This window comes from Streptomyces sp. ISL-98 (assembly GCF_018614055.1).
Lineage (GTDB): Bacteria > Actinomycetota > Actinomycetes > Streptomycetales > Streptomycetaceae > Streptomyces > Streptomyces spiramyceticus.
This window is the reverse complement of sequence record NZ_JAGGPB010000029.1, coordinates 102,142-127,690: the sequence shown is the minus strand read 5'-3', so window position 1 is coordinate 127,690 and position 25,549 is coordinate 102,142. Positions and strand designations below refer to the sequence as shown.

The 25,549-nt window shown below is 70.6% G+C and carries 20 protein-coding genes and 1 rRNA gene; 15 read left to right on the top strand and 6 right to left on the bottom strand.

Annotated elements, in window-relative coordinates:
• Nucleotides 1-110: 110 nt before the first annotated feature.
• From rrf to J7I98_RS21065, 3 genes are all read left to right on the top strand, one after another.
• A 5S ribosomal RNA gene (gene rrf, locus J7I98_RS21075) occupies nt 111-227 on the top strand.
• A 208-nt stretch (nt 228-435) separates the two neighbouring features.
• Nucleotides 436-1,713 carry a hypothetical protein gene (locus tag J7I98_RS42590; protein WP_214922534.1) on the top strand — a complete coding sequence of 426 codons (1,278 nt, stop codon included), beginning with the start codon at nt 436-438 and terminating at the stop codon, nt 1,711-1,713.
• Nucleotides 1,713-2,450 carry a hypothetical protein gene (locus J7I98_RS21065; protein WP_214922532.1) on the top strand — a complete coding sequence of 246 codons (738 nt, stop codon included), beginning with the start codon at nt 1,713-1,715 and terminating at the stop codon, nt 2,448-2,450. Before J7I98_RS42590 ends, J7I98_RS21065 begins: the two co-directional genes overlap by 1 nt.
• A 57-nt stretch (nt 2,451-2,507) precedes the next feature.
• On the opposite strand, the gene J7I98_RS21060 is transcribed toward J7I98_RS21065, so the two are convergent.
• Nucleotides 2,508-3,791 (bottom strand): DUF1015 family protein, encoded by a 1,284-nt coding sequence (locus tag J7I98_RS21060; protein ID WP_214922530.1) that lies wholly within the window; start codon nt 3,789-3,791, stop codon nt 2,508-2,510.
• 72 nt (nt 3,792-3,863) lie between these two features.
• Between J7I98_RS21060 and J7I98_RS21055 the strand changes: the two genes are divergently transcribed.
• The 4 genes from J7I98_RS21055 to J7I98_RS21040 all read left to right on the top strand — a co-directional run bounded on the left by J7I98_RS21055 (nt 3,864) and on the right by J7I98_RS21040 (nt 8,019).
• Nucleotides 3,864-4,895 carry an HAD-IIA family hydrolase gene (locus J7I98_RS21055; RefSeq protein ID WP_214922528.1) on the top strand — a complete coding sequence of 344 codons (1,032 nt, stop codon included), beginning with the start codon at nt 3,864-3,866 and terminating at the stop codon, nt 4,893-4,895.
• A 75-nt stretch (nt 4,896-4,970) separates the two neighbouring features.
• Nucleotides 4,971-6,026 (top strand): iron ABC transporter permease, encoded by a 1,056-nt coding sequence (locus J7I98_RS21050; RefSeq protein WP_214922526.1) that lies wholly within the window; start codon nt 4,971-4,973, stop codon nt 6,024-6,026.
• A complete protein-coding gene (locus tag J7I98_RS21045; protein ID WP_308377874.1) occupies nt 6,023-7,099 on the top strand; it encodes an iron chelate uptake ABC transporter family permease subunit in 1,077 nt (358 codons plus the stop codon). Before J7I98_RS21050 ends, J7I98_RS21045 begins: the two co-directional genes overlap by 4 nt.
• Nucleotides 7,100-7,155: 56 nt before the next feature.
• Nucleotides 7,156-8,019, top strand: coding sequence for an ABC transporter ATP-binding protein (locus J7I98_RS21040; protein WP_214922524.1), 864 nt, complete (start codon nt 7,156-7,158; stop codon nt 8,017-8,019).
• Here the strand turns inward: J7I98_RS21040 and J7I98_RS21035 are convergent.
• Nucleotides 8,003-8,350 carry an SCP2 sterol-binding domain-containing protein gene (locus J7I98_RS21035; protein WP_214922522.1) on the bottom strand — a complete coding sequence of 116 codons (348 nt, stop codon included), beginning with the start codon at nt 8,348-8,350 and terminating at the stop codon, nt 8,003-8,005. The genes J7I98_RS21040 and J7I98_RS21035 overlap by 17 nt on opposite strands.
• Nucleotides 8,351-8,392: 42 nt before the next feature.
• On the opposite strand from J7I98_RS21035, the gene J7I98_RS21030 reads away from it, so the two are divergent.
• From J7I98_RS21030 to J7I98_RS21020, 3 genes are read left to right on the top strand one after another with little or no spacing between them, the layout of a single operon-like run.
• Nucleotides 8,393-8,662: a hypothetical protein gene (locus J7I98_RS21030; protein WP_214922520.1), complete on the top strand. Its 270-nt coding sequence runs from the start codon at nt 8,393-8,395 to the stop codon at nt 8,660-8,662.
• Nucleotides 8,663-8,669: 7 nt separating this feature from the next.
• The gene (locus tag J7I98_RS21025) at nt 8,670-9,485 is read left to right on the top strand and encodes a TlyA family RNA methyltransferase (protein ID WP_214922518.1); all 816 of its coding nucleotides are present in this window, start codon (nt 8,670-8,672) and stop codon (nt 9,483-9,485) included.
• A complete protein-coding gene (locus J7I98_RS21020) occupies nt 9,482-10,435 on the top strand; it encodes an NAD kinase (RefSeq protein WP_285438060.1) in 954 nt (317 codons plus the stop codon). Before J7I98_RS21025 ends, J7I98_RS21020 begins: the two co-directional genes overlap by 4 nt.
• 27 nt (nt 10,436-10,462) lie before the next feature.
• Here the strand turns inward: J7I98_RS21020 and J7I98_RS21015 are convergent, their stop codons facing one another.
• Nucleotides 10,463-11,788 (bottom strand): ABC transporter permease, encoded by a 1,326-nt coding sequence (locus tag J7I98_RS21015; protein ID WP_214922512.1) that lies wholly within the window; start codon nt 11,786-11,788, stop codon nt 10,463-10,465.
• A gap of 151 nt (nt 11,789-11,939) precedes the next feature.
• On the opposite strand from J7I98_RS21015, the gene recN reads away from it, so the two are divergent.
• Nucleotides 11,940-13,661, top strand: a complete 1,722-nt coding sequence (recN, locus tag J7I98_RS21010; RefSeq protein WP_214922559.1) for a DNA repair protein RecN — start codon at nt 11,940-11,942, stop codon at nt 13,659-13,661.
• A gap of 453 nt (nt 13,662-14,114) precedes the next feature.
• Entirely contained in the window at nt 14,115-15,218 is a 1,104-nt protein-coding gene (locus J7I98_RS21005) for a glycosyltransferase family 4 protein (RefSeq protein WP_214922509.1), read from the top strand.
• Nucleotides 15,219-15,233: 15 nt separating this feature from the next.
• Here J7I98_RS21005 and J7I98_RS21000 read toward each other — a convergent pair whose 3' ends face one another.
• A complete protein-coding gene (locus J7I98_RS21000; RefSeq protein ID WP_214922507.1) occupies nt 15,234-16,862 on the bottom strand; it encodes a PucR family transcriptional regulator in 1,629 nt (542 codons plus the stop codon).
• Nucleotides 16,863-17,054: 192 nt separating this feature from the next.
• Between J7I98_RS21000 and J7I98_RS20995 the strand changes: the two genes are divergently transcribed.
• Complete coding sequence (locus J7I98_RS20995) at nt 17,055-18,560, top strand: APC family permease (RefSeq protein WP_214922504.1); 1,506 nt, start codon at nt 17,055-17,057, stop codon at nt 18,558-18,560.
• Nucleotides 18,561-18,571: 11 nt separating this feature from the next.
• Entirely contained in the window at nt 18,572-20,185 is a 1,614-nt protein-coding gene (locus J7I98_RS20990) for an NAD(P)/FAD-dependent oxidoreductase (RefSeq protein ID WP_214922502.1), read from the top strand.
• Here J7I98_RS20990 and J7I98_RS20985 read toward each other — a convergent pair.
• Both J7I98_RS20985 and J7I98_RS20980 read right to left on the bottom strand, forming a co-directional pair.
• Entirely contained in the window at nt 20,182-21,573 is a 1,392-nt protein-coding gene (locus tag J7I98_RS20985; protein ID WP_214922499.1) for an FAD-binding oxidoreductase, read from the bottom strand. The genes J7I98_RS20990 and J7I98_RS20985 overlap by 4 nt on opposite strands.
• Nucleotides 21,574-21,665: 92 nt before the next feature.
• The gene (locus J7I98_RS20980) at nt 21,666-23,468 is read right to left on the bottom strand and encodes a glycoside hydrolase family 15 protein (RefSeq protein WP_214922497.1); all 1,803 of its coding nucleotides are present in this window, start codon (nt 23,466-23,468) and stop codon (nt 21,666-21,668) included.
• A 414-nt stretch (nt 23,469-23,882) separates the two neighbouring features.
• On the opposite strand from J7I98_RS20980, the gene J7I98_RS20975 reads away from it, so the two are divergent.
• On the top strand, nt 23,883-25,547 hold the full coding sequence (locus J7I98_RS20975; RefSeq protein ID WP_214922492.1) for a CTP synthase: 1,665 nt from the start codon (nt 23,883-23,885) through the stop codon (nt 25,545-25,547).
• Nucleotides 25,548-25,549 lie beyond the last annotated feature (2 nt).

Sequence of the window (25,549 nt, the reverse complement as noted above, 5' to 3'; positions counted from 1 at the left end):
GTTGCTCGCGTCCACTGTGTTGTTCCCGGGTTGCGAACAGTTGTCGCACCGGTTGAACAGATCCACTTACTTAATTGAAGAGTGTGCTTGTTCGCTAAGCCCGATAGGGTTTCGGTGGTCATAGCGTTAGGGAAACGCCCGGTTACATTCCGAACCCGGAAGCTAAGCCTTTCAGCGCCGATGGTACTGCAGGGGGGACCCTGTGGGAGAGTAGGACGCCGCCGAACAATCTTTCAGGACCCGTGGTCCAGCGTTCATGCTGGACCACGGGTCCTTTTTGTTTTTCCGAAGCGCGTCGGATGGCCGACTGCGCGAGAATGACTGCGTTACCCCAAGACAGGAGCCAACCGATGTCCACCAACTCTCCCGACGATCGTCCGGAGCGCGAGCCGCGCCGGCGAGACGGCGATGACAGGGGCGGATTCCGCGGCGGTCGTGACGACCGTGGGCCGCGCCGGGACAACGACCGCGGTGGGTTCCGTCGTGATGACCGTCCCACCGGCGGCCCTTCGCGTGGCGGACGGGACGACCGCTCCGGCGGTCCTCGCCGTGACGATGACCGTGGTGGGCGGCCGACCGGTGGTGGCGGTGGTTACCAGCGTCGTGATGAGCGGCCCACTGGGCCCCGTCGTGATGATGAGCGTGGTGGCGGGTTCCGTCGGGACGACAGCCGGGGTGGTCGACCCAGCGGTGGCGGCGGCTTCCAGCGTCGCGATGACCGTCCGAGCAGCGGTGGCGGTGCCGGTGGCGGCTATCAGCGCCGTGACGACCGTCCGAGCGGTGGTGGCGGTTACCAGCGTCGCGACGACCGGCCCAGTGGTGGCGGTGGATACCAGCGTCGTGACGAGCGTCCCAGTGGACCGCGCCGTGACGACCGCCCCAGTGGTGGCGGCGGATTCCGTGGCGGTCGCGACGACCGGTCCAGCGGGCCGCGTCGTGATGACGACCGCGGTGGATTCCAGCGTCGTGACGACCGGCCCAGTGGTGGCGGTGGTTACCAGCGTCGTGACGAGCGTCCGAGCGGTGGTGGCGGCTATCAGCGTCGGGATGACCGTCCGAGCGGTGGCGGTGGTTACCAGCGTCGTGACGAGCGTCCGAGCGGTGGTGGCGGTTACCAGCGTCGGGATGACCGTCCGAGCGGTGGCGGTGGTTACCAGCGTCGTGACGAGCGTCCGAGCGGTGGTGGCGGTTACCAGCGTCGGGATGACCGGCCGTCTGGTGGTGGCGGTTACCAGCGTCGCGACGACCGTCCCAGTGGTGGTGGCGGCTATCAGCGTCGGGATGACCGTCCGAGCGGTGGCGGTGGTTACCAGCGTCGCGATGAGCGGCCCAGTGGGCCCCGTCGTGAAGACGAGCGTGGTGGCGGTTACCAGCGTCGTGACGAGCGGCCCAGTGGGCCCCGTCGTGATGATGAGCGTGGTGGCGGGTTCCGTGGCGGTCGTGATGACCGCGCGCCTCGTCGGGACGACGAGCGCGGTCGCTTCCCCCGTGATGACCGCTCCGGCGGGCGTCGTGATGACGAGCGTGGCTTCCGTGGTGGTCGCGATGACCGTGGGCCTCGTCGGGACGATCGCGCGCCTCGCCGGGACGACCGGGACCGCGAGGGTTACCGCGGGCAGCGTGACGAGCGGGATCGCGAGCCCATCAAGCGGCTTCCCATCCCCGACGACGTCACGGGCCAGGAGATCGACAAGGACGTGCGTCAGGAGCTGATGAGCCTCCCGAAGACGCTGGCCGAGGATGTCGCCCGGAACCTCGTCATGGTCGCGAACCTCATCGACGACGACCCCGAAGAGGCCTACGCGTACTCGCGCATCGCGCTGCGGCTCGCCTCGCGAGTGGCGGCGGTTCGTGAGGCGGCAGGCTTTGCGGCGTACGCGACGCAGCGGTACACGGAGGCGCTCGCGGAGTTCCGTGCGGCCCGTCGTATGACCGGCAGCGTCGAGCTGTGGCCCGTCATGGCGGACTGCGAGCGCGGGCTCGGGCGGCCGGAGCGGGCGATGGCGATGGCAGGTGAGCCCGAGGTGAAGAAGCTCGACAAGGCCGGCCAGGTCGAGATGCGCCTGGTCGCGGCCGGTGCGCGCCGGGACATGGGGCAGATCGATGCGGCCATCGTGACCCTCCAGGGCCCCGAGCTGGCGTCGAACTCCGTGCAGTCGTGGACCGCGCGACTGCGGTACGCGTACGCCGATGCGCTGCTGACGGCAGGGCGTGAGGCCGAGGCGCGCGAGTGGTTCGCCAAGGCCGTCGAGGCCGACAAGGACGGTTCGACGGACGCTTCCGACCGGCTCGCCGAGCTCGACGGTGTGGACTTCGTCGACGCGCTCGACGAGGAGACCGCGGAGACTGACGTGGACTCGGCAGCTGCCGAGTCCGTCGAGGCCGAGGCCGAGGTCGAGGCTGAGGTCGAGTCGCCGGTTGAGCCCGACGTCGAGGGCGACAAGGGCTGAGTGTGTGAGTAAGGGCGGCACCCCGTTTCGGGGTGCCGCCCTTTCGCGTTTTCGCGGTCAGCTCAGATCGAGGCTTCGCAGGACCAGGCCCGTCGCCGGCTTGGGGCCGAAGGACGTGGATTTGCGGGGCATCGTGACGCCCTGGCGGGCCAGGTCCCGGACGACTTCTTCGCGTACCGGATGCATCAGGACGGCCGTGCCGCCATGGCGTTCCGCGTGGGTGACGGCTGCCTCGGTGTCGTGGATGTAGGCGATGTCCTCGGGGGCGTCGGGGATCGACCACACATGGTCCAGGAGCGTGGCGTGCAGGACCGTCGCGTCGAGGGTCTGCCAGGCCGTCGGATGGTCCCGGGGGATCGTACGGGCCAACAGAGCCTCGTCGGGGCGGTCGATGAGGTGGAAGGCACCGTCTCCCGCCAGCAGGAACGCGTTGCCCGCGGTGGCCGCTTCCGCGAGCTCGTCGAGGGCCTGGGGCAGGGGGCCCGGGATTTTGCGGACGCGGAAGGTGTCGGCGACCGCTGCCAGTGCGTCGGCAACCGGCAGGCGGTGCAGTACGCGGTGGATGGCGCGGACCTGGAGCGGGTATCGAGCCGTGTCGATGAGGAGGACGAGGCCGGCGTCCCACGGGCCGGGGCTCGGGTGCTCCGACTTGAGGCGGAGGTACGTCGCCCAGCGGTGGTGGCCGTCGGCGATCAGTGCCTGACGGGTCGAAAGGTCCGAGGTGACCTCTGCCAGATCGGCGGGGTCCGTGATGGACCACAGACGGTGGCTGAAACCGTCCTCTGTCGTGGTGGCCAGGAGGGGGGAGCGCAGGATGGTGCGGTCGATGACGGCGGTCGCGCCGGTCGCGTTGCCGCCGCTGCGGTAGGTCAGCAGCAGCGGTTCGAGGTTGGCGGCGGTGGCACGCATCAGGCCGGCACGGTCAGCTACGACGTGCGGCATGACGTCCTCGTGGGGGAGGACGATGCCGTCGGAGGGCGGAGTGAGGGCGAGGGCACCTATGACGCCGCGCTGGAGAAGATCGCCCTTGCGCTGCTCGTACACGTACAGAGCGGGCTCCCGGTCGGGAGCCAGCACGCCGTCGGAGAGCCAGCGGTGCAGCGTTTCCGCGGCCTGCCGGTTGCGGTCGGCGGGGGTCGCGGCCTGCGGGAGGATCAGCCGGACGATGTTGTGCGGATCGGCCGACTCCAGGTGGGACAGGCCGTCGGGCCGAACGACGACGTCGTACGGCGGGGACGTTACGGCGGCCAGGCTGCCCACCCGCTCGGGGACGTAGCGCAGTCCACGGAATGGGGACAGGCGCAGGCCGTGGTCCTCCTCTGGCCGACCATGATTGCTCATTGGTGCATGGTAAGTGGGATCTCTATATGAGCGATGATCGGGGGACAGGCACCGACCGAGGAGCGCTACGGAATGAGCCAGCAGACCAGGACCCGGCCCGACGGATGCGCGCGTGCGCTGTGGGAGGCGTACGACACGGCTCTGCTGGATCTGGACGGCGTGGTGTACGCGGGCGGTGTGGCCATAGTGCATGCCGTCGAGGCGCTCGGGACCGCCCGGGAGGGCGGGATGCATCTCGCCTACGTGACCAACAACGCGTTGCGGACACCCGATGCGGTGGCGAAGCATCTGACGGAGCTCGGGGTGCCCGCGGAGCCGGGGGACGTCATTACGTCGGCGCAGGCGGTCGCCCGGCTGATTGCCGATCAGATCCCTTCCGGCTCCCGGGTGTTGGTGGTGGGCGGGGACGGTCTGCGGGTCGCCTTGCGTGAACGCGGGCTCGTGCCGGTGGAGTCGGCCGACGACGATCCGGCGGCCGTGGTGCAGGGGTACGGCGGGCCCGACCTGGCGTGGGGCCGGTTCGCGGAGGCTTCGTACGCCGTCGCACGGGGTGTGCCGTGGTTCGCCTCCAATACGGATCTGACGATTCCGAGTGCGCGGGGGATCGCTCCGGGCAACGGTGCGGCGGTGGAAGTCGTACGGATCGCCACGGGCGCCGAGCCGCCGCAGGTGGCGGGCAAGCCGTTGCCGCCGATGCACCGGGAAACGATCCTGCGGACGGGTGCCGAGCGGCCGCTGGTCGTCGGGGACCGGCTGGACACGGACATCGAGGGCGCGAATGCCGCAGGCGTGGACTCGCTGCTCGTACTGACCGGGGTGACGGACGCCGCGCTGCTGCTGACTGCCGAGCCGAAGTACCGGCCGACGTATGTCGACGCGGATCTGCGGGGGTTGCTGACCGGGCAGCCGGAAGTGGGCGGGGCGGACGGCCGGTTCGTGTGCGGTGGGTGGACCGCTTCGGTGCGGGGGGATGCCCTGGTGCTCGATGGGGAAGGCGCGGCGCTGGACGGGCTGCGGGCGCTGTGCGCGGCGGCTTGGACGTACGCCGGGGACGGTGTGTGCGGGCTGGATGCGGGTGAGGCGCTGGGCAGGTTGGGCTTGTAGGACCCAGTAGGACTGGGCCGGGGCCCGCCTCACCTGCCTGTTTGTCGCGATGCGAGGGTAGGCTAACCTAACTCCGTGTTGGTTGAGAGTCCCCCCGAACAGCGCGCGGCACAGGCCCCGCAGGCCCCCGCGCCCCGCAAACGCCATGCCCTGCGCGCCGTCGGGCTGCTCGTCTCCCTCGGCGTACTGCTGCTGGTCGTCGTCGCGAGTATCGCGATCGGCGCCAAGCAGATTCCGCTGGGCGACGTATGGCACGGCCTGTTCCACGCCTCGGGCAGCGGCAATGACGTGATCGTCCAGGACGTACGGATGCCCCGCACGCTCCTCGGCGTACTCGTCGGTGCCGCGCTCGGGCTCGCCGGAGCGGTCATGCAGGGGCTCACCCGCAATCCGCTCGCGGAGCCCGGGCTGCTGGGGGTCAACGCGGGGGCCGCGGCCGCGGTCGTGTCCGCCATCAGCTTCCTCGACGTCACATCGCTGACGGGATATGTCTGGTTCTCGTTCATCGGCGCGGGAGTTGTCTCCGTGCTCGTATACATCCTGGGCGGCAGCCGCGGTGCAACACCGGTACGGCTCGCGCTCGCCGGCACCGCCGTGACCGCGGCGCTCTACGGTTACGTCAACGCCGTACAGCTGATGGACTCGGCGGCGCTCGACAAGCTGCGCTTCTGGACCGTCGGCTCGCTCGCGTCCGCCAACATGGAGATCATCGGCAAGGTCTGGCCGTTCGTCGCCGCCGGTGTCGTGCTCGCGATGCTGATCGCGCGGCCGCTCAATGCCATGGAGATGGGCGAGGACACCGCCAGGGCGCTGGGCGCGCATCTGACACGTACACGCGTACTGGCGATGGTCGCCGTGACTCTGCTGTGCGGGGCCGCGACCGCCGCGTGCGGGCCGATCGTCTTCGTCGGCCTGATGGTGCCGCACCTCGTCCGGGCCATCACGGGACCCGACATGCGCTGGATCCTGCCGTACGCCGCGGTGCTCGCGCCGGTGCTGCTGCTGGGCTCGGACGTCATCGGCCGCGTCGTCGCGCGGCCCTCCGAGCTCCAGGTCGGCATCGTGACCGCGCTCGTCGGCGGGCCCGTCTTCATCCATCTCGTACGCCGCCGGAAGATGACCCAACTGTGACTGTTCCCTCCCATAACTCCCGTACTTCCGGCGGGCGGGCCCCCGGACTTCGCGCGATACGGACCCCCGGCGGTCTCTCCGTCCGGGTCGAACCCAGGGCGCTCGTCGCCATCGTGCTGCTCATGGCCGCGGCGCTGGCCATGGGCGTCGTGCTCATCGGCAGCGGCGACTTTCAGATGTCGCCGGGCGACGTCGTACGCACGCTCCTCGGCAACGGCACCGCCTCGCAGGAGTTCATCGTCACCGACCTGCGGCTGCCGCGGGTGGTGGTGGGGCTGCTCGTCGGTGTCGCGCTCGGGATGTCCGGGGCGGTGTTCCAGTCCGTTTCCCGCAATCCGCTGGGCAGCCCCGACGTCATCGGCTTCGGGCAGGGAGCGACGGCCGGAGCGCTTCTCGTCATCGTCCTGTCCAAGGGCAACTCCCTCGCTGTCGCGGGCGGCGCGCTCGCCGGCTGCCTGCTGACGGGCGCCGCCGTCTACCTCCTCGCATGGAAGCGCGGCGTACACGGCTACCGGCTGGTGCTCGTCGGGATCGGCGCGGCCGCCATGCTCACGGCGCTCAACCACTATCTGGTCACCAAGGCGAGCATCGTCGACGCGACCCGGGCCACGGTATGGATGACCGGCTCGCTCGACGGACGGGGCTGGGACCAGGCGTGGCCGCTGCTCGGCGTGTGCGCGGTCGCCGTTCCGCTGGTGCTGGGGCACGGGCGTGCGCTGCGCATGATGGAGATGGGCGACGACGCGGCGTACGCGCTCGGGGTGAGCGTGGAGCGCGGGCGGATGGTGCTGATGCTGTGCGCCGTACTGCTCATCGCGGTCGCCACGGCGGCCGCAGGGCCCATCGCCTTCGTCGCGCTGAGCGCGCCGCAGCTGGCCCGCAGGCTGACGCGCTCGCCGGGGCCGAACCTCGGGGCGTCCGCCTGCATGGGCGCCGCCCTCCTGGTGATCGCCGACTGGATCGCCCAGCAGGCCTTCGGGGGACAGCTGCCGGTGGGTGTGGTCACCGGGGTGCTCGGCGGCTGCTATCTGCTGTGGCTGCTGGTCACCGAGCGCAAGGCGGGACGCATATGAGCGGTACGCGGACGAGCCGTACGACCACGCAACCCACTGTGAAGAACTCCAGGAGCATGCCAGTGCAGCGCCTCAGCGCGGAATCGGTGACCCTCGCCTACGACCAGCGGGTCATCGCGCAAGACCTGTCCGTCGAGATACCCGACAACTCCTTCACGGTCATCGTCGGGCCGAACGCCTGCGGCAAGTCGACGCTGCTGCGCGCGCTTTCACGCATGCTCAAGCCCTCGCAGGGGCGGGTGCTGCTGGACGGGAACGCCATCGGTTCCATGCCGGCGAAGAAGGTCGCCAGGACGCTGGGGCTGCTGCCGCAGTCGTCCATCGCTCCCGACGGGATCACGGTCGCCGACCTGGTGGCGCGCGGTCGCTACCCGCACCAGGGGCTGCTGCGGCAGTGGTCGCCGGAGGACGAGCGGATCGTCGACGAGTCGATGGCCTCGACGGGCGTCGGTGAACTGGCCGACCGTTACGTCGACGAGCTGTCCGGCGGCCAGCGCCAGCGCGTCTGGATCGCGATGGCGCTGGCCCAGCAGACGCCGCTGCTGCTGCTCGACGAGCCGACGACGTTCCTCGACATCCAGCACCAGATCGACGTACTCGACCTGTGCGCGGAACTGCACGAGACGCAGGGGCGCACGCTCGTCGCCGTACTGCACGACCTGAACCACGCCGCCCGCTATGCCACGCACCTGATCGCCATGCGGGACGGGGAGATCGTCGCCCAGGGGCCGCCCGCCGAGGTCGTCACCGCCGAGCTGGTGGAGCGGGTCTTCGGGCTGCGCTGCCAGGTCATCGACGACCCGGAGACGGGGACGCCGCTGGTGGTGCCCGCAGCGAGGAAGGCCCGTACCGGGAAGGCTGACGCGGCGGATACGGCTGCTGAAGCAGCAGCTACAGCTACGGCTACAGCAGCGTCCTGAGGCGGATCAGGTCGCGGAAACCGGCCTCCAGCCGGACCCTGCCCGAGGCCCAGGCCTTCGCGAAGCTCAGCTCTCCGCCGACCATGGCCACCAGGTCGTCGCCGGTCATGGCGAGGCGGATCTCGGCGCGTTCGCGCGGGGGCCCTTCCAGGGTTTCCCGTACGTCGATCCGGCCGCCCGCGAGGCGGCCGGTGAAGGTGACATCGAGATCCTTGATGTGGCAGCTCAGGGAGCGGTCGAGGGCGGCGGCGCTGCGTACGCCGTCGTCGGCCTGAGCCAGGTTGTCCGAAAGTTTGTCGAGCGCGCTGCGGCACTCCTCCATCGTTGCCATCGGGATCGACGGTACCCCAGCGCTTCGGGGTAGCGTCGGGGCATGAACGACGAGACGGCGGGATCGACGGGCGGGCCCGAGCCGGCGTACCACCCGGCTGCCCCCGCACCGATCGGGGTGGAGCGCACCCCCACCGGGCACGCCGATGTGGACGCCCTGCTGGAGCGGCTCGGGGACGCCGACCACCTCCCGGCGGACGGGCACATCGAGGTGTACGAGGATGTACACCGGGGGCTGCGTGAGGCGCTGACCGCGCTGGACGCCCGCCCGGGACCTCCGGCGCCCCCTTCGTCGTACGACAACAGGAGCTGAACCGAACGTGGCAGGAGTCGCGCGCCGACGCCTCGACGCCGAGCTGGTCCGCCGGAAACTCGCACGCTCACGGGAGCACGCGAGCCAGCTGATCGCCGCAGGGCGGGTGAAGGTGGGCGGCGCCGTCGCGACCAAGGCCGCCACGCAGGTCGAGACCAGCGCCGCCGTCGTGGTGCTCAAGGACGACAACGACCCCGACTACGTCTCGCGGGGCGGGCACAAGCTGGCCGGCGCGCTGGAGGCGTTCGTACCGCTCGGGCTGAAGGTCGAGGGGCGGCGGGCGCTGGACGCGGGCGCTTCGACCGGCGGTTTCACCGATGTGCTGCTGCGGGCCGGGGCCGGGCATGTCGTCGCGGTGGACGTCGGGTACGGGCAGCTCGCCTGGTCTTTGCAGTCGGATGAACGCGTGACCGTCAAGGACCGTACCAACGTGCGGGAAATGACACTCGACACGATCGACGGGGAGCCGGTGGACCTTGTCGTCGGCGATCTGTCCTTCATCCCTTTGGGGCTGGTGCTGCCGGCGCTGGTGCGGTGCGCGGCGCCGGATGCCGACCTCGTGATGATGGTCAAGCCGCAGTTCGAGGTCGGCAAGGACCGGCTGGGCAGCGGTGGGGTCGTGCGCAGTCCTGAGCTGCGGGCGGAAACGGTACGGGCAGTGGCGCGGCAGGCGTGGGAGCTCGGTCTCGGCGTACGGGGCGTCACCGCCAGTCCGCTGCCCGGGCCTTCGGGAAATGTCGAATACTTTCTCTGGCTCCGGGCGGGGGCTCCTGAACTCGACCCGGCGGATGTTGACCGTGCAGTGGCGGAGGGGCCGAGTTGACAACGACGACAACAACCACAGCGACGGCGACGACAGCGACGGCAGTTGCGTCTGCTTCGACGCGCACCGTGTTTCTGCTCGCGCACACCGGACGCCCAGCGGCGATCCGCAGTGCGGAACTGGTCGTACAGGGGCTGCTGCGCAGCGGCCTCGGCGTGCGCGTGCTGGCCGCCGAGGCTGCCGACCTGCCGCTGCCGCCGTCCGTCGAGACGGTGGCGGAGGCCTCGCCCGACGTACTCGACGGCTGTGAACTGCTGGTTGTCCTGGGCGGGGACGGAACGCTGCTGCGTGGCGCCGAGTTCGCGCGTGCGTCCGGGGTGCCGATGCTCGGCGTCAACCTGGGCCGTGTCGGCTTCCTCGCGGAGGCCGAGCGTGACGACCTCGACAAGGTGGTCGACCGGGTCGTCACACGTGCGTACGAGGTCGAGGAACGCATGACCCTCGACGTCCTCGTGCACAACAACGGCGATGTCGTTCACGAGGACTGGGCGCTCAACGAGGCGGCCGTGCAGAAGGTCTCGCCCGAGCGGATGCTCGAAGTCGTCCTGGAGATCGACGGCCGTCCGGTGACCGGCTTCGGCTGCGACGGCATCGTCTGCGCCACCCCCACGGGGTCCACGGCGTACGCCTTTTCTGCGGGCGGGCCCGTGGTCTGGCCCGAGGTCGAGGCGCTGCTGATGGTGCCGATCAGTGCGCACGCGCTGTTTGCCAAGCCGCTGGTGACGTCGCCGTCCTCGGTGCTCGCCGTCGAGGTCCAGCCGCACACGCCGCACGGCGTGCTGTGGTGCGACGGGCGCAGGACCGTCGAACTGCCCGCGGGGGCGCGGGTGGAGGTGCGGCGGGGGGCTGTGCCCGTACGGCTGGCACGGCTGCACCACGCGTCCTTCACCGACCGGCTGGTCGCCAAGTTCGCCCTGCCCGTTTCAGGCTGGCGCGGGGCGCCGCACTGACGCAGCCCGGCTCGCCCCTCGGGTCCGTTACGCCGTCGCGCTGACCGTGGCTATGGCGCGGCGGCGCATCGCGGACTGCACCGGCAGGCCCGTGGCGAGCACGGTCAGCAGCAGCGTGCCGCCGGCGACGCCCGCCGCCACCGTCCACGGGATGTACGGCAACGGTGAACCGAAGGCCGTCCCGAGGATCGGCGCGAGCGTGGCCAGCGAGATGACGCCGCCCAGCACCAGCGCTGTGAGCGCCACGATGCCTGCCTCCCAGGCGGCCATCGCCCGTATCTGGCGGGGGAGCGTGCCGATCACGCGGAGCAGGGCGACGTCCCGGCGGCGTTCGAAGGAGATCATGGCGAGGGTGTTCGCCGCGGCGATGGCGGCGAAGCCCGCGTACAGCCCCGTGCCGGCGTAGTCCAGCCAGACCTCGCCCGCGCTGCCCGCGGAGCCGGTGCGGTGCTGGGCCGTCGTACGCATCCCGATCTTGGTCAGGCCGAAACCCACGACCAGGACGAGCGGCACGACCGCGGCGGAGAACCGGCGCGGCTGCGAGCGGACGTTGAGCATGGCCAGGCGTGCGCTGCTGCCGAACCGCTGGGCGGGTGCGGAGACCAGCCAGGCCGCGGGGCCCACGATCCGCGGGCCGAGGAGTCCGGTGCCCACGCAGAACAGGATCAGCACGAGGAATGCGCCCTCGCTCGCTTCCGCCGCCGGCTGCCCGGACAGCACTACGGACAGGGCGACACCTCCCCCGACGGCGATCAGGCCGAGCGGGGCCCGCAGCATGCCGAGGCCGCGACGGCCCGCCGACGCCTCGTCGAGCGCCTTCGACGGGCGCAGCAGCGAGAAGCGCAGGGAAGCCAGCAGAGCGGCGGCTGTTGAGGTCACCACGGCCACGGCGAAGCAGACCGGCAGCGCTGTCCAGCTGAACTGGTACGTCATCCCGGGCGGGATCAGGCCGTGGTCCCGCATCCCGTCGAACCACGGCCGGGCCAGCGCCCCGCCGAGGGCGAAACCGGTGAGTGCGGCCGGTACGGAGGCTGCCAGCGCCTGGGTGGCCACGGCCCGGCGGACCTGGCGGGGTCGAGCGCCGATCGCCCGTACCAGTGCGAGCTCGCGGTGCTGCTGGACCACTGCCGTGCCCATCGTCGACACGACCACGAATATCGACATGTAGATCGAACCGATCAGCAGGACCGTGGCCATGTCGGCGACATGCACGGACACGCCGTCCGTGCTCGTGACCGTGAGCATGGTTGTCGACGCACTGACCACGGTCGCCGCGAAGAGCGCCGCCACCGCGGTCCCGACGAAAGCGGGGCGGTGGCCACGCAGGGCTGATCTTGCCAATCCCGAACTCATGGAATCAGAGTGCGGCCTGGGGGAAGGTCCCACCATGGGGTGATCACCCGTCTTGAGGGTGGGGTTTTCCGTACCGTCCGAGGAGTGGTGGTGCGGGGTCCGTCGCACACCGGGGCCCGGACCTCGTAAGGTCGTGTCCGTGTTGGAGGAGATGCGGATACGGTCGCTGGGCGTCATTGACGATGCTGTCGTCGAGCTGTCACCCGGGTTCACCGCGGTGACCGGCGAGACAGGCGCGGGCAAGACCATGGTCGTCACCAGCCTCGGGCTGCTGCTCGGCGGACGCGCCGACCCTGCCCTGGTGCGGATCGGGGCCAAGGCGGCGGTCGTCGAGGGGCGGATCACCCTGCCCGCCGACGCGCCCGCCGCCGTGCGGGCCGCGGAAGCCGGTGCCGAACTCGACGACGGGGCGTTGCTGGTCAGCCGGACCGTCTCGGCCGAGGGGCGTTCGCGTGCCCATGTGGGTGGGCGTTCGGTTCCGGTGGGGCTGCTTGCCGAGCTGGCCGACGATCTCGTCGCCGTACACGGGCAGACCGACCAGCAGGGTCTGCTGCGGCCGGCCCGCCAGCGGCAGGCTCTCGACCGGTACGCGGGCGACGCCGTCGCCGTACCCCATGCGAAGTACGCGGCCGCGTACCGGCGGCTCAGGACTGTCGCGGTGGAGCTGGACGAGCTGACCACGCGGGCGCGGGAGCGGGCGCAGGAGGCGGATCTGCTGCGCTTCGGGCTCGAAGAGATCGCGGGCGTCGAACCGCTGGCCGGCGAGGACGTCGAACTCGCCGCCGAGGCGGAGCGCCTCGGGCACGCCGAGGCACTGGCATCCGCCGCGTCCGTGGCTCATGCCGCGCTCGCCGGTAACCCCGAGGACCCCGAGAGCGTCGACGCCACCACACTGGTCGCCGGGGCCCACCGGGCGCTGGATGCTGTACGCGCCCATGACCCTGCGCTTGCCGTGCTTGCCGAGCGGATCGGTGAGATCGGGATCCTGCTGGGCGACGTGGCGGGGGAGCTCGCCGGGTACGCCGACAATCTCGACGCCGATCCGCTGCGGCTGTCCGCGGTGGAGGAACGGCGCGCGGCCCTCACTCAGCTCACCCGGAAGTACGGCGAGGACATCGGCGCCGTACTGGCGTGGGCGCAGGAGAGTGCGGCGCGGCTCACCGAGCTGGAGGGCGACGACGACCGGATCGGTGAGCTGACGGCCGAGCGGGACGCTTTGCGGGGCGAACTCGCGGGGCTCGCCCAGGCGTTGACCGACGCCCGTACGGAAGCGGCTCAGCGGTTCGCCGACGCCGTCACCGCTGAGCTGGCCTCCCTTGCCATGCCGCATGCGCGTGTCTCGATCGATATCCGGCAGGTCGAGGACCGGGAGAACGGGATCGAGGTGGGCGGGCGGCTTGTGGCTTACGGGGCGTCCGGGGCGGATGAGGTCGAGCTGCTGCTCGCTCCGCACCCCGGTGCACAGCCGCGGCCGATTGCCAAGGGCGCCTCGGGCGGTGAGCTCTCGCGGGTGATGCTCGCCGTGGAGGTTGTCTTCGCCGGGTCCGATCCCGTGCCTACGTATCTCTTCGACGAGGTGGACGCGGGCGTCGGCGGCAAGGCGGCGGTCGAGGTCGGGCGGCGCCTGGCGAAGCTTGCCAAGTCGGCGCAGGTGGTTGTGGTGACACACCTGCCGCAGGTCGCGGCGTTCGCCGACCGGCAGTTGTTGGTGGAAAAGACCAACGACGGGTCGGTGACGAGGAGTGGCGTCACGGTGCTGGAGGGCGAGGCGCGGGTCCGGGAGCTGTCGCGGATGCTGGCGGGCCAGGAGGACTCGGAGACGGCGCGAGCACACGCGGAGGAACTGCTGGCGGCTGCGCGCGCGGACGCGTAGCGCGTTTGGCGGGGGCGGGCGGTTTGGGCCGGCGTAGATTTGCGCGTGCGGGGGCGTGCCGCTCCGGGGCGCCATTCGGGACTGCATGATTAAGCTGCGGGGCGGGGCTTTGTTTGCGAGGCCAGTAATTTGCGCACAAATCACGCTTTACGTCCCGAACAGCGCCCCTGCGCGACCCGCCCCCTCGCCGCCGTCCCCACCCCGTCCACCCGGCCCCCGGCACCACCGCAGGCCCCGCAGCGCCCCCGTTACCACCACCGGCCGCCCCAGCCCCGGCACCAAGCGTGGCTCCGTAAAACGTACTGAGGTCACCCATGTGGGTGATCCCTGTGCGGTCGTTTTGGGGGCGGCCGCCGGTTCGGCCGTTCTGCGGTGCCGGAACGCGCGTGCGGGCTGGCATTCTTGGGCCTGCACCGCGTGCGTACCCCGCACCGACGTCGACTCAGGAGCTCCGTGAGCAGCACCCCGGTCCCGCCGTACGGTCAGTCGCCGCTGAGCGTGGTCCAAGTGCTGGGCGGCGGCAGTGCGGGCAGCAGTACGCACGTCAGGTCCCTGGCCGCCGGGCTTGTCGCGCGGGGTCTGCGGGTAACCGTGTGCGCCCCTGCGGGGCTTGAGCCCGGTTACGACTTCGGCGGTGCCGGCGCGCAGTTCGTGTCCGTACCCAGGAGGAGCGATCCCGCCGCCGTAGGCGCGCTGCGGTCCGCCTGTGCCGGGGCCGACCTGGTGCACGCGCACGGGCTGCACGCCGCCGTGCGGAGCGCGTTGGCGCTGCGAGGGCGGGGGATTCCGCTGGTGGTCACCTGGCACACCCGGGCGCATGCCGACGGCCCGCGCGGCCATGTCGTACGGCTGCTGGAACGAAGGGCGGCCAAGGCGGCCGCGGTTGTGCTCGGTACGTCGTCCGATCTGGTCGACCGGGCCCGTCGGCGGGGTGCGCGTGACGCGCGGCTCGCGCCGGTCAGTGTGCCCGCGCCGCTGCCGGTCGCGCGCGTCAAGGAAGGCAAAGCGCGAGCCGAACTGGGCGCGGTGGAACGGCCGTTGATCATTGCCGTCGGCAGCCTGGTCCGGGGCAGGGGGTACGGAACGCTGCTGGATGCCGCCCGGGCCTGGCGCGACCTCGACCCCGTACCGCTGCTGATCGTTGCCGGTGAGGGGCGCGAGCGGGCGGACCTTCAGCGTCGTATCGAGGACGAGTCGCTGCCCGTCAAGCTCCTCGGCCGTCGCGACGACATTGCCGATCTGCTGGCGGTCGCCGACGTCGCGGTGCTCGCCAGCAAGTGGGAGGGGCGGTCCGTCGTCGCGCAGGAGGCCCTGCGCGCGGGCGTTCCGCTGGTCGCCACCGCGGTCGGCGGGGTGCCCGAGCTGGTGGGCGACGCTGCCGAACTCGTGCCGTACGGGGACACCGACGCTCTCGCGGGAGCAGTCGTCCGGCTGCTGGCCGATCCTGCGCGACGGCAGTGGCTGGCTGAAGCGGGCAGGGCGCAGGCCGCCCATTGGCCCACGGAGGACGACACCGTCGCACAGGTGCTGAGTGTGTACGACGAGTTGACCGGCTAGGGCGGTCGGGCCGGGTCAGGACGTGTGGCGGCGAGCCCGCAGCGCGAGGCTCAGGGCCAGGACCGTCTGGGGGTCGTCGAGGTCCGTGCCGAGGAGTTCGGAGATACGCGCCAGGCGGTTGTAGAGCGTCTGGCGGTTCAGGTGGAGCTCGCGGGCTGTTTCCGCCTTGCGGCCCGCGTGCGCGAGATAGGTCTGCAGGGTCGGGAGCAGGGGCGGGCGGGACGTGCGGTCGTGGTCGCGGAGGGGGCCGATCGCCCGGTCCACGAAGGCCGCCAGGTCCGGATGGTCCCGAAGGCGCCACAGGAGCAGGTCGATGTCGAGGCGCCGGGCGTCGTACCAGGGGCGGTCGGAGAGCCCCTGGGCCGCCGTTGCGGTTTCCGCCGCGTGCCGCAGGCCCGCCGATGCTGCCGCCCAGCTGCCCGCGACGCCGACCACCACGACCGGCGGATGGCCGCCCGCGCGCTCCAGACCGGCCCGCTCCACACCGGCGCGCAGGGCCGCTGCCACCCGGTCGGCGACCGCCGTACGTTCTGATTCGGAGCGCAGGCCGAGCAGCAGCGGTACGCGGCCCTCCACGGGGCGTACGCCCAGCAGGACCGGCACGCCGACCGAGGACAGCTCTTCGAGGACGGCCCGCGCCAGCACCGCCCAGTTGCCCGCAGGAGCCAGCTCGGCCGCGAGCCGCATCACGACGGGGAGCAGCGGGCCCTCGCCCGGCTTGAAGCCGAGCACCCTGGCCTGCGCGGGCGCGTCCTCGGCGGCGATACGGCCCTCCGCCAGGTCGGTGAGGAAGTCGCCGCGCCCGCGCGCGGCGAGCTCCTCCTCCTGGCGTGCCTGCATCAGGACCACCGCGAGGATCCCGGCCGCCCGCTCGGCAGCGATCCGGTGGACGGGAAGGAGGGGCGACGAGACCGCGAGCAGGGCGATCCTGGCCCGTACCGCGCCTGCTCCGTGGCCGCCGCCCGGTACGTCCACCAGCACGCCGTTCGCGGGCGGGCCCGCCTCGCGTGCCTCCCGCTGCCCGCGCAGGCCTTCCCACACCTGGAGCGGGTCGGCGCAGGCCTCGCCCGATCCGGGCGCGGCCGCGTAGAGGAGCTGTCCGTCCGCCGTTTCGAGGAAGACGGGGTTGGCGGTGAAGTCGGCCAGGATGCCGAGGACCTGGGGAATCCCGCCCCCGTCGAGCAGCGCCTCGGTGCAGCGGCGGTGCACCTCTTCGGCCCGCCGCAGGAGCGTGTAGTGGCCGTTGACGATCTCGGTGTGGACCTCTTCGGTGACCGATACGAACGGCACCTCGCGGTGCAGCTGTACGAGCGGCAGACCGGCCGCCCGCGCGGTCTCCACGATGGTCGAGGGCAGCCTGCTGAAGCGCGGCCCCAGCTCCACCACCAGCGCCGCGATCCCGCGCTCGGCGAGGCGGCGTACGAAAGCACGCTGCTCGGCGGGGCGCGTACCGAGGCCCAGGCCGGTGGTGAGGAGCAGCTCGCCGCCCTTGAGCAGCGACGCGATGTTCGGCACCTCGCCGGCGTGCACCCAGCGGACCGTGCGGTTCAGACGGTCGGCGCCGGCGACCACCTCGGGGAGCCCGCCGCGGAGCCCCGGCAGCTCCAGTGCCCGCTGCACGGTGATTCCGCCCTGAGTGTCCATCCCGAGGACGCTACCTGCGCCCAAGTTCCAGGAACATCACCCTGCGGTTACGGGACAGATATCGCGACCCTGTGGCCCGACAACTCGTCGCTTCGGCAAGGGTTTTGAGTGACCCCGTGCCTGTTGTGGCGTACGTCACCCGGACAAAGACTGTCGCCCCCGTACACGAAGGTTCGTAAGAGAGGGCGCGGCATGTCTGACAAACCCGCACGTGAAATCCAGCGGCTCAAGGCAAATTCCGTCGGACTGGTCGGTGTGGTCTTCATGGCGGTGGCCACCGCGGCGCCGATCACCGCCATGACCGGAAATCTCCCCATCGCCGTGGGCTTCGGCAACGGCACGGGCGCCCCGGCGGGCTACCTCTTCGCGACCGTCGTCCTGACCGTCTTCTCGGTCGGATACGTCGCCATGGCGAAGCGCATCACCGCCGCGGGTGCCTTCTACGGCTATATCTCGCATGGCCTCGGCCGCATCGCGGGCATGGCGTCCGGCATGCTCGCCGTCCTCGCGTACATCGTCTTCGAGGCCTCGATCGTCGGGATCTTCGCCTACTTCGGCCAGACGACCGTCGCCGACCAGCTCGGCGTCGACATCCCCTGGATCGTGTACGCCGCCGGAATGCTCGCCGTGACCGGCGTTCTCGCGTACTTCGACATCAACATCACCGCGAAGGCCCTCGGCGTCATGCTGGTCGCCGAGATCGCGGTGCTCTTCGCCGTCGCGACCGCCGTACTGCTCGCGGGCGGCGGTCCCGACGGCATCCCCGTCGAGCCGATCAATCCGGTCAACGCCTTCACCGGCAGCTCGGCCGGGCTCGGCCTCTTCTTCGCCTTCTGGTCGTGGGTCGGCTTCGAATCGACCGCGATGTACGGCGAGGAGTCCCGCGACCCGAAGCGCGTCATTCCGCGCGCGACGCTGATCTCGGTGGTGGGTGTGGGGCTCTTCTACATCTACGTCTCCTGGATGACGATCGCGGGCAACGGGCTGGACGGTGCGGTCAAGGTCTCCTCGTCCGCCTCTCCGCTCGACCTCTTCTTCGACCCGACGCAGCAGTTCATCGGAGGCTGGGCCGTCGACGCCTTCCAGTGGCTGCTGCTCACCGGCTCGTTCGCCTGCGGCATGGCCTTCCACCAGTGCGCGTCGCGCTACCTCTACGCCATCGGACGCGAGGGTTTCCTGCACCCCGCCCTCGGCCGCACACACCGCTCGCACGGCTCGCCGTACATCGCGTCGTACGTCCAGTCCGGCATCGCCACCCTGCTCGTCGGGGCGTTCTGGCTGGCCGGCGAGGACCCGTACATCCACCTGTACACACTGCTCGCGATCCTCGGCACGATGGCGATCCTCATCGTCCAGACCCTCTGCTCGTTCGCGGTGATCGGCTACTTCCGCAAGAACCACCCCGAGGACCGGCACTGGTTCAGGACCTTCACCGCACCCCTGCTCGGCGGCATCGGCATGATCGCCGTCGTCGTACTGCTCGTGCTCAACATGGAGACCGCGGCCGGCCTCGCCGCCGACTCCCTCTTCTTCAAGCTGATCCCGTGGATCGTCGGAGCGGTCTTCTTCGGCGGCCTCGGCCTCGGCTTCTACCTCAAGGCCAAGCAGCCGGAGCGCTACGAGATCATCGGCCGGATCGTCCTCGACGACGCGGCCGAGCGCACCGACGCAGACCCCCAGCCCGCCGCCACAGTCTGAGGAGCGTCCCCATGTCCCGTACGAACACGATGCACGCACTGCGCCGGCTCGCCGCAGAGCACGCCGCAGCCCGCAGGCTGCGGATGCCCGCCGCCGAGGTCCGCGGGTCCACCCGCCGGGAACTGCTGGGCCGTGCCGCGGCCCTCGGCCTCGGCACCGCCCTTGCCGGCACGGCGGCCGCACCCGCCCGGGCGGTGGTACGAGCGGCCGCACCCAGAATCGCCGTGGTCGGCGCGGGGATAGCGGGCCTCACCGCCGCCCTCACCCTCAAGGACGCGGGCCTGAACTGCACGCTCTACGAGGCGAGTCCGGACCGCGTCGGCGGCCGGATGTGGACCCAGCGGGACCACTGGGCGTACGGCCAGATCTCCGAGATCGGCGGGGAGCTGATCGACACCAGTCACAAGAAGATGCTGGAGCTGTGCCGCCGCTTCGGTCTGCCGGTCGAGGACTTCCTCGGCGGAGGACCGACCGGCGCCGAGGAGGTGCTCTGGTTCAACGGTGCGTACTACCCGCGCGAACAGGCCGACGAGGACTTCAAGGCCGTCTTCCAGGCGCTCCACCGCGACCTCCAGGAAGCCGGCGAGGTGAAGTGGAACCGGACCACCCCGACCGGCACCGCCCTCGACAACATGTCGATCCACGAATGGATCGACTCGCGCGTGCCGGGCGGGCACGCCTCATCGCTGGGCCGCTTCATGGACGTCGCGTACAACGTCGAGTACGGCGCGGACACCACCGAACAGTCCGCCCTCGCCCTGGTCCTGCTGATGGGCTACCAGCCCAACCCCGGCCACTTCAACATCTGGGGCCTGTCCAACGAGCGCTACCACATCACCGGCGGCAACGATCAGCTCCCGCGCGCCATCGCGAAATCCCTGCCCGCAGGCACGCTCCAGATGGGCAAACAGCTCACGGCGGTAAGGGCCAACGCCAATGGCACCCAGACCCTTACCTTCACCGACGCGGGCACCACGACCACCGTCACCGCCGACCACACTGTCCTGTGCGTCCCGCTGCCCGTCCTCCAGCGCCTCGACCTCTCATCCGCGGGCTTCGACCCGCTCATGACGAACCTGTTGCGCGATGCCCGTATGGGCCACTGCACCAAGCTCAACATGCAGTTCACCTCGCGGCCGTGGCGCGGCGAGGGCGCCTGGCCGGGCGTTTCGGCGGGTGACTGCTTCACCGACAGCCACGTCCAGCAGACCTGGGACACCACCAAGATCCAGCCGGGTACGGGCGGCATCCTCATCCAGTACGGCGGCGGCAGCCTCGCCGAGGCGCTCACCCCGGCCGGACCGTTCTCGACCGAGTCCGACCCGTACGTGCGCGACCTGGCGAGCCGCCACCTCACCGGAATCGACGCCTTCTTCCCCGGTACGAAGGCCAAGTGGACCGGCAGGGCCCAGCTCTCCGCCTGGCACCGCAACCCGCACAGCCTCGGCGCGTACTCCTACTGGCCCGTCGGCTATCTGCACCGCTACGCAGGCTACGAGGGCACCCCGCAGGGCAACATCCACATCGGCGGCGAGCACTGCTCGTACGACTTCCAGGGCTTCATGGAGGGCGGCGCCACCGAGGGGGAGCGCGCCGCGCGCGAGGTGATCACCGCCCTCGGTTAGGGCTTCTGTGCGGGTTCGATGTTGTGGTTCAGCCGGAAGACGTTGTCGGGGTCGTACTGGGCCTTGACCGCGGCGAGGCGCCGGTAGTTGCCGGCGCCGAAGCCGGAGACGACCCGTTCCCCGCCCTCCTGGCCGATGAAGTTCAGATAGACGGCGCCCGTGGACCAAGGCTGGACGTCCGCGCGGAAATCACGCACCCACTTCTTCCCGCGTTCGTCGTCCGACGCGTTCTCCCAGAGGCCGAACGGATGGACGGCCCACGGCGCCCCGCGCCAGGGCACCGGATAGTCCGTACCGCTCCGCGCCACCGCGCCACCCAGCGGGAACAGCACATGCTGGCTGTTCGAAGGGACGATCATGTCGGCCGCGCGGTTGCAGAACAGGTCCACGGCCTCGTCCGGGAACGCGTCGAGGTACTCGGCCGACCAGTAGTTCCGCATCCCGGGCGGATCATCGAGCATGCACTGGAAATCGGCGTAGGGCAGCTCGGTGATCACCTCCGCCACGTGCGCGATGTCGAGCAGCGGCTTGGCCACCTCGCGTGCCTGTGCCTCGGTGCCCGCGTACGTCACCAGCGCTCCGCACAGGAGCTGACCGACCAGGTGTTCCGGTACGTACTCCTCGGGCGGCGCGGTCAGATAGAGGGCCCCGCCTCCGGCGTCGTCCGGTGCGGATTCCATGAGATCCCGGTACGTACGGATCACGTCGGTGCCGGCTTCCGGCGGATACAGCAGCAGAACGATGGCGAAGGACGGCAGCGGGTACAGCCTCAGCGTCATCGCCGTGGCCACCCCGAAGTTGCCGCCACCGCCGTGCAGAGCCCAGAAGAGCTCGGGGTTATCCTCCCCGCTTGCGTGCACGAAATCGCCGTCAGCCGTCACCAGATCGACGGAGACCAGGCTGTCGCAGGCCAGCCCGCACCGGCGCTCCAGCCAGCCCGAGCCGCCGCCCAGCGTGAAGCCGCCGATGCCCGTGGTGGATGCCCGGCCGCCGGTGGTCGCCAGGCCGTACGGCTGTGTGGCCCGGTCCATGTCACTGATCGTGGCGCCGCCGCCGAGATACACCGTGCGGACCTCGCGATCCACTTCCGCCGTGTTCATCCGGCGCAGGTCCACGACCAGGCCGTCGTCGTTGAGCGCCATGCCCGCGACGCTGTGGCCGCCGCCGCGGACCGCGATCGCGAGCTCGTGGTCACGGCCGAAGCGGATCGCGCGGGCCACGTCCTCTTCCGACGCACACTGGGCGATCACCGCCGGGCGTCGGTCGATCATGGCGTTGAACACCGTCCGGGCGTCGTCGTAACCCGGGTCGTCCGGGACGAAGACATCGCCGGTCAGGTCCTCCCGGAAGCCGGCCAGAGCCGTGTCCTTCAAGCTGTGGGGAGCCATGATGCCCCCTTCCAAGGGGCGACAGGACATTTTCAGCGTAGCCCGGGGAGGGGGCCGACGACGCATCGAACGGTCCCGCCCCGGGCGGCGGCCTAGCCCCCGTACGCGCCGCTCGCCGTCAGTCGCAGTGCCGTGTCGATCAGGGGCACGTGGCTGAACGCCTGCGGGAAGTTGCCGACCTGGCGCTGCAGCCTGGAGTCCCACTCCTCGGCGAGCAGTCCCAGGTCGTTCCGCAGTCCCAGCAGCTTCTCGAAGAGCTTGCGGGCCTCGTCGACCCGCCCGATCATCGCCAGGTCGTCGGCGAGCCAGAAGGAGCACGCCAGGAACGCGCCCTCGTCGCCCTCCAGACCGTCCACGCCCGCGTCCTCACCGGAGGTCGGGTAACGCAGTACGAAACCGTCCTCCGTGGACAGTTCGCGCTGGATCGCCTCGATGGTGCCGATGACCCGCTTGTCGTCGGGCGGCAGGAAGCCCATCTGCGGAATGAGCAGCAGGGAGGCGTCCAGCTCCGCCGACCCGTAGGACTGGGTGAAGGTGTTGCGCTCCTTGTCGTAGCCCTTCTCGCACACGTCGCGGTGGATCTCGTCGCGCAGTTCGCGCCACTCCTCCAGCGGCCCGTCCGCGTCGCCCATCTCGATCAGCTTGATCGTGCGGTCGACCGCGACCCAGGCCATCACCTTGGAGTGCACGAAGTGGCGGCGCGGGCCGCGGACCTCCCAGATGCCCTCGTCGGGCTGGTCCCAGTGCGTCTTCAGGTAGTGGATCAGCTTCAGCTGGAGGAGGGCCGCGTAGTCGTTGCGGGCCAGGCCTGTCATGTGCGCCAGGTGCAGTGCCTCCGTGACCTCTCCGTACACATCGAGCTGGAGCTGATGGGCCGCGCCGTTGCCGACCCGGACGGGGCTGGAGTTCTCGTAGCCCGGCAGCCAGTCCAGTTCGGCCTCGCCGAGCTCCCGTTCGCCCGCGATCCCGTACATGATCTGCAGGTTCTCGGGGTCCCCGGCCACCGCGCGCAGCAGCCACTCGCGCCAGGCGCGGGCTTCTTCGCGGTAGCCGGTGCGCAGCAGCGAGGAGAGGGTGATCGCGGCGTCGCGCAGCCAGGTGTAGCGGTAGTCCCAGTTCCGTACGCCGCCGATCTCCTCGGGCAGCGACGTGGTCGGCGCGGCGACGATGCCGCCCGTCGGGGCGTACGTCAGCGCCTTGAGCGTGATCAGCGAGCGGACGACGGCCTCGCGGTAGGGGCCGTGGTACGTGCACTGCTCGACCCACTCGCGCCAGAAAGTGGCGGTCGCGTCCAGCGCGGCGGCGGGGTCGGCCGCAGGCGGGGGCTCCTTGTGCGAGGGCTGCCAGCTGATCGTGAAGGCGAACCGGTCACCTGGTGCGACGGTGAACTCGGAGTACGTCGTCAGGTCCTTGCCGTACGTCTCGGTGTCCGCGTCCAGCCAGACGGAGTCCGGCCCTGCCACGGCGACCGTGCGCGTGTCGACCTTGTGGACCCAGGGCGTCACACGCCCATAACTGAAGCGCATCCGCAGCGAGGACCGCATCCGCACCCGGCCGCTGACACCCTCGACAATCCGGATCAGCTGCGGAGCGCCGTCACGCGGCGGCATGAAATCGGTCACTCTGACCGTGCCGCGCGGTGTGTCCCACTCCGATTCGAGGATCAGGGAGTCCCCGCGATACCGGCGGCGGGCAGCCGCCGGCGGCCCGGCGTCGGCCGCGTGTGTGGGCCCGATCCGCCAGAAGCCGTGTTCCTCGGTGCCGAGAAGCCCGGCGAACACGGCGTGGGAGTCGAAGCGGGGAAGGCACAGCCAGTCGATCGTGCCGTCCCTGCAGACCAGTGCCGCTGTCTGCATGTCTCCGATAAGTGCGTAGTCCTCGATGCGCCCGGCCACGTGCAATCTCCAGTCGAACGGCCACATCCACCCCGGAAGGGGCGGCTGCGGTCAGGGGATCTTCGACGAGCTCTTGGTCCCGGGAGCGGGCTGGGATGGTGCCTTCGCCGGCCGGCTCGCAGCGATGTGTCCGAGCAGGATACGACGCAACGCCGATGGATTGCGCGACGGTCTTGGCAACGCGGGTCGGCCGAACGGGTGGACGAAGGGTGAGTCGCAGGTGAAAGGGGGGCGCGGCACGTGGCGCGTGGCTGGAAGCGGCCTCGCCCTGTCGCTGATACCCTGGTACCCCGTGGACCGGTGGGCGGCTGTGGCATCAGCTCGGCCCCCGAACCGCAGCGACGGCTCCTCCCGAATCCGGGCAGGACGCCGGTACGCACCTCACTTCGCGACCACGGGAGCCCCCTCTTGGCGATGCCGCCCAAATCCATGACGACCAAGCACATCTTCGTCACCGGGGGTGTCGCCTCCTCCCTCGGTAAGGGCCTGACGGCCTCCAGTCTGGGTGCGCTGCTCAAGGCGCGGGGCCTGCGGGTCACGATGCAGAAGCTGGACCCGTACCTGAACGTCGACCCGGGGACGATGAACCCGTTCCAGCACGGCGAGGTGTTCGTCACCAACGACGGCGCCGAGACCGACCTGGACGTCGGCCACTACGAGCGCTTTCTCGACGTCGACCTCGACGGCTCGGCCAACGTCACCACCGGCCAGGTGTACTCCTCGGTGATCGCCAAGGAGCGGCGCGGCGAGTACCTCGGTGACACGGTGCAGGTCATCCCGCACATCACCAACGAGATCAAGCACCGCATCCGGCGCATGGCGACCGACGACGTCGATGTCGTGATCACCGAGGTCGGCGGCACGGTCGGCGACATCGAGTCGCTGCCGTTCCTGGAGACGGTCCGCCAGGTCCGCCACGAGGTCGGCCGCGACAACGTCTTCGTGGTGCACATCTCGCTGCTGCCCTACATCGGCCCCTCCGGCGAGCTGAAGACCAAGCCGACCCAGCACTCGGTCGCGGCGCTGCGCAGCATCGGTATCCAGCCGGATGCGATCGTGCTGCGCGCCGACCGTGAGGTGCCGACCTCGATCAAGCGCAAGATCTCGCTGATGTGCGACGTCGACGAGGGCGCGGTGGTCGCCGCGATCGACGCCAAGTCGATCTACGACATCCCCAAGGTGCTGCACACCGAGGGCCTGGACGCCTACGTCGTGCGCAAGCTCGACCTGCCGTTCCGCGACGTGAACTGGACTCAGTGGGAGGACCTGCTGGACCGTGTCCACAACCCGGACCACGAGGTCACCGTCGCGCTCGTCGGCAAGTACATCGACCTGCCCGACGCCTACCTGTCGGTGACCGAGGCGATGCGGGCCGGCGGCTTCGCGAACAAGGCCCGGGTCAAGGTCAAGTGGGTCGCCTCCGACGACTGCAAGACCCAGGCCGGTGCCAAGAACCAGCTCGCCGACTGCGACGCGATCCTGATCCCCGGCGGGTTCGGCGACCGCGGCGTGTCCGGCAAGGTCGGTGCGATCCAGTACGCCCGCGAGAACAAGGTCCCGCTGCTGGGCCTGTGCCTGGGCCTGCAGTGCATCGTGATCGAGGCCGCCCGGAACCTGGCCGACATCCCGGACGCCAACTCCACCGAGTTCGACGCCGCGACCGCCCACCCGGTGATCTCCACCATGGAGGAGCAGCTCGCGTACGTCGAGGGCGCGGGCGACCTGGGCGGCACCATGCGCCTCGGCCTCTACCCGGCGAAGCTCGCCGAGGGCTCGATCGTCCGTGAGGTCTACGGCGACCAGCCCTACGTCGACGAGCGCCACCGCCACCGCTACGAGGTGAACAACGCCTACCGCGCGGAGCTGGAGAAGAAGGCCGGCCTGGTCTTCTCCGGCACCTCCCCGGACAACAAGCTCGTCGAGTACGTCGAGTACCCGCGCGAGGTCCACCCCTACCTGGTCGCCACCCAGGCCCACCCGGAGCTCCGCTCCCGCCCGACCCGCCCCCACCCGCTCTTCGCGGGCCTGGTCAAGGCGGCCGTCGAGCGTCAGCAGGGTGTGGGCACGGCCGGTAAGTAGGA

Bases quoted from the DNA above. Each gene is read 5' to 3' on its own strand.
- J7I98_RS21065 (WP_214922532.1), top strand. From the start codon at position 1,713: ATGAGCCTCCCGAAGACGCTGGCCGAGGATGTCGCCCGGAACCTCGTC.
- J7I98_RS21060 (WP_214922530.1), bottom strand. From the start codon at position 3,791: ATGAGCAATCATGGTCGGCCAGAGGAGGACCACGGCCTGCGCCTGTCC.
- J7I98_RS21055 (WP_214922528.1), top strand. From the start codon at position 3,864: ATGAGCCAGCAGACCAGGACCCGGCCCGACGGATGCGCGCGTGCGCTG.
- J7I98_RS21040 (WP_214922524.1), top strand. From the start codon at position 7,156: ATGCCAGTGCAGCGCCTCAGCGCGGAATCGGTGACCCTCGCCTACGAC.
- J7I98_RS21035 (WP_214922522.1), bottom strand. From the start codon at position 8,350: ATGGCAACGATGGAGGAGTGCCGCAGCGCGCTCGACAAACTTTCGGAC.
- J7I98_RS21030 (WP_214922520.1), top strand. From the start codon at position 8,393: ATGAACGACGAGACGGCGGGATCGACGGGCGGGCCCGAGCCGGCGTAC.
- J7I98_RS21015 (WP_214922512.1), bottom strand. From the start codon at position 11,788: ATGAGTTCGGGATTGGCAAGATCAGCCCTGCGTGGCCACCGCCCCGCT.
- recN (WP_214922559.1), top strand. From the start codon at position 11,940: ATGCGGATACGGTCGCTGGGCGTCATTGACGATGCTGTCGTCGAGCTG.
- J7I98_RS21000 (WP_214922507.1), bottom strand. From the start codon at position 16,862: ATGGACACTCAGGGCGGAATCACCGTGCAGCGGGCACTGGAGCTGCCG.
- J7I98_RS20995 (WP_214922504.1), top strand. From the start codon at position 17,055: ATGTCTGACAAACCCGCACGTGAAATCCAGCGGCTCAAGGCAAATTCC.
- J7I98_RS20990 (WP_214922502.1), top strand. From the start codon at position 18,572: ATGTCCCGTACGAACACGATGCACGCACTGCGCCGGCTCGCCGCAGAG.
- J7I98_RS20985 (WP_214922499.1), bottom strand. From the start codon at position 21,573: ATGGCTCCCCACAGCTTGAAGGACACGGCTCTGGCCGGCTTCCGGGAG.
- J7I98_RS20975 (WP_214922492.1), top strand. From the start codon at position 23,883: ATGCCGCCCAAATCCATGACGACCAAGCACATCTTCGTCACCGGGGGT.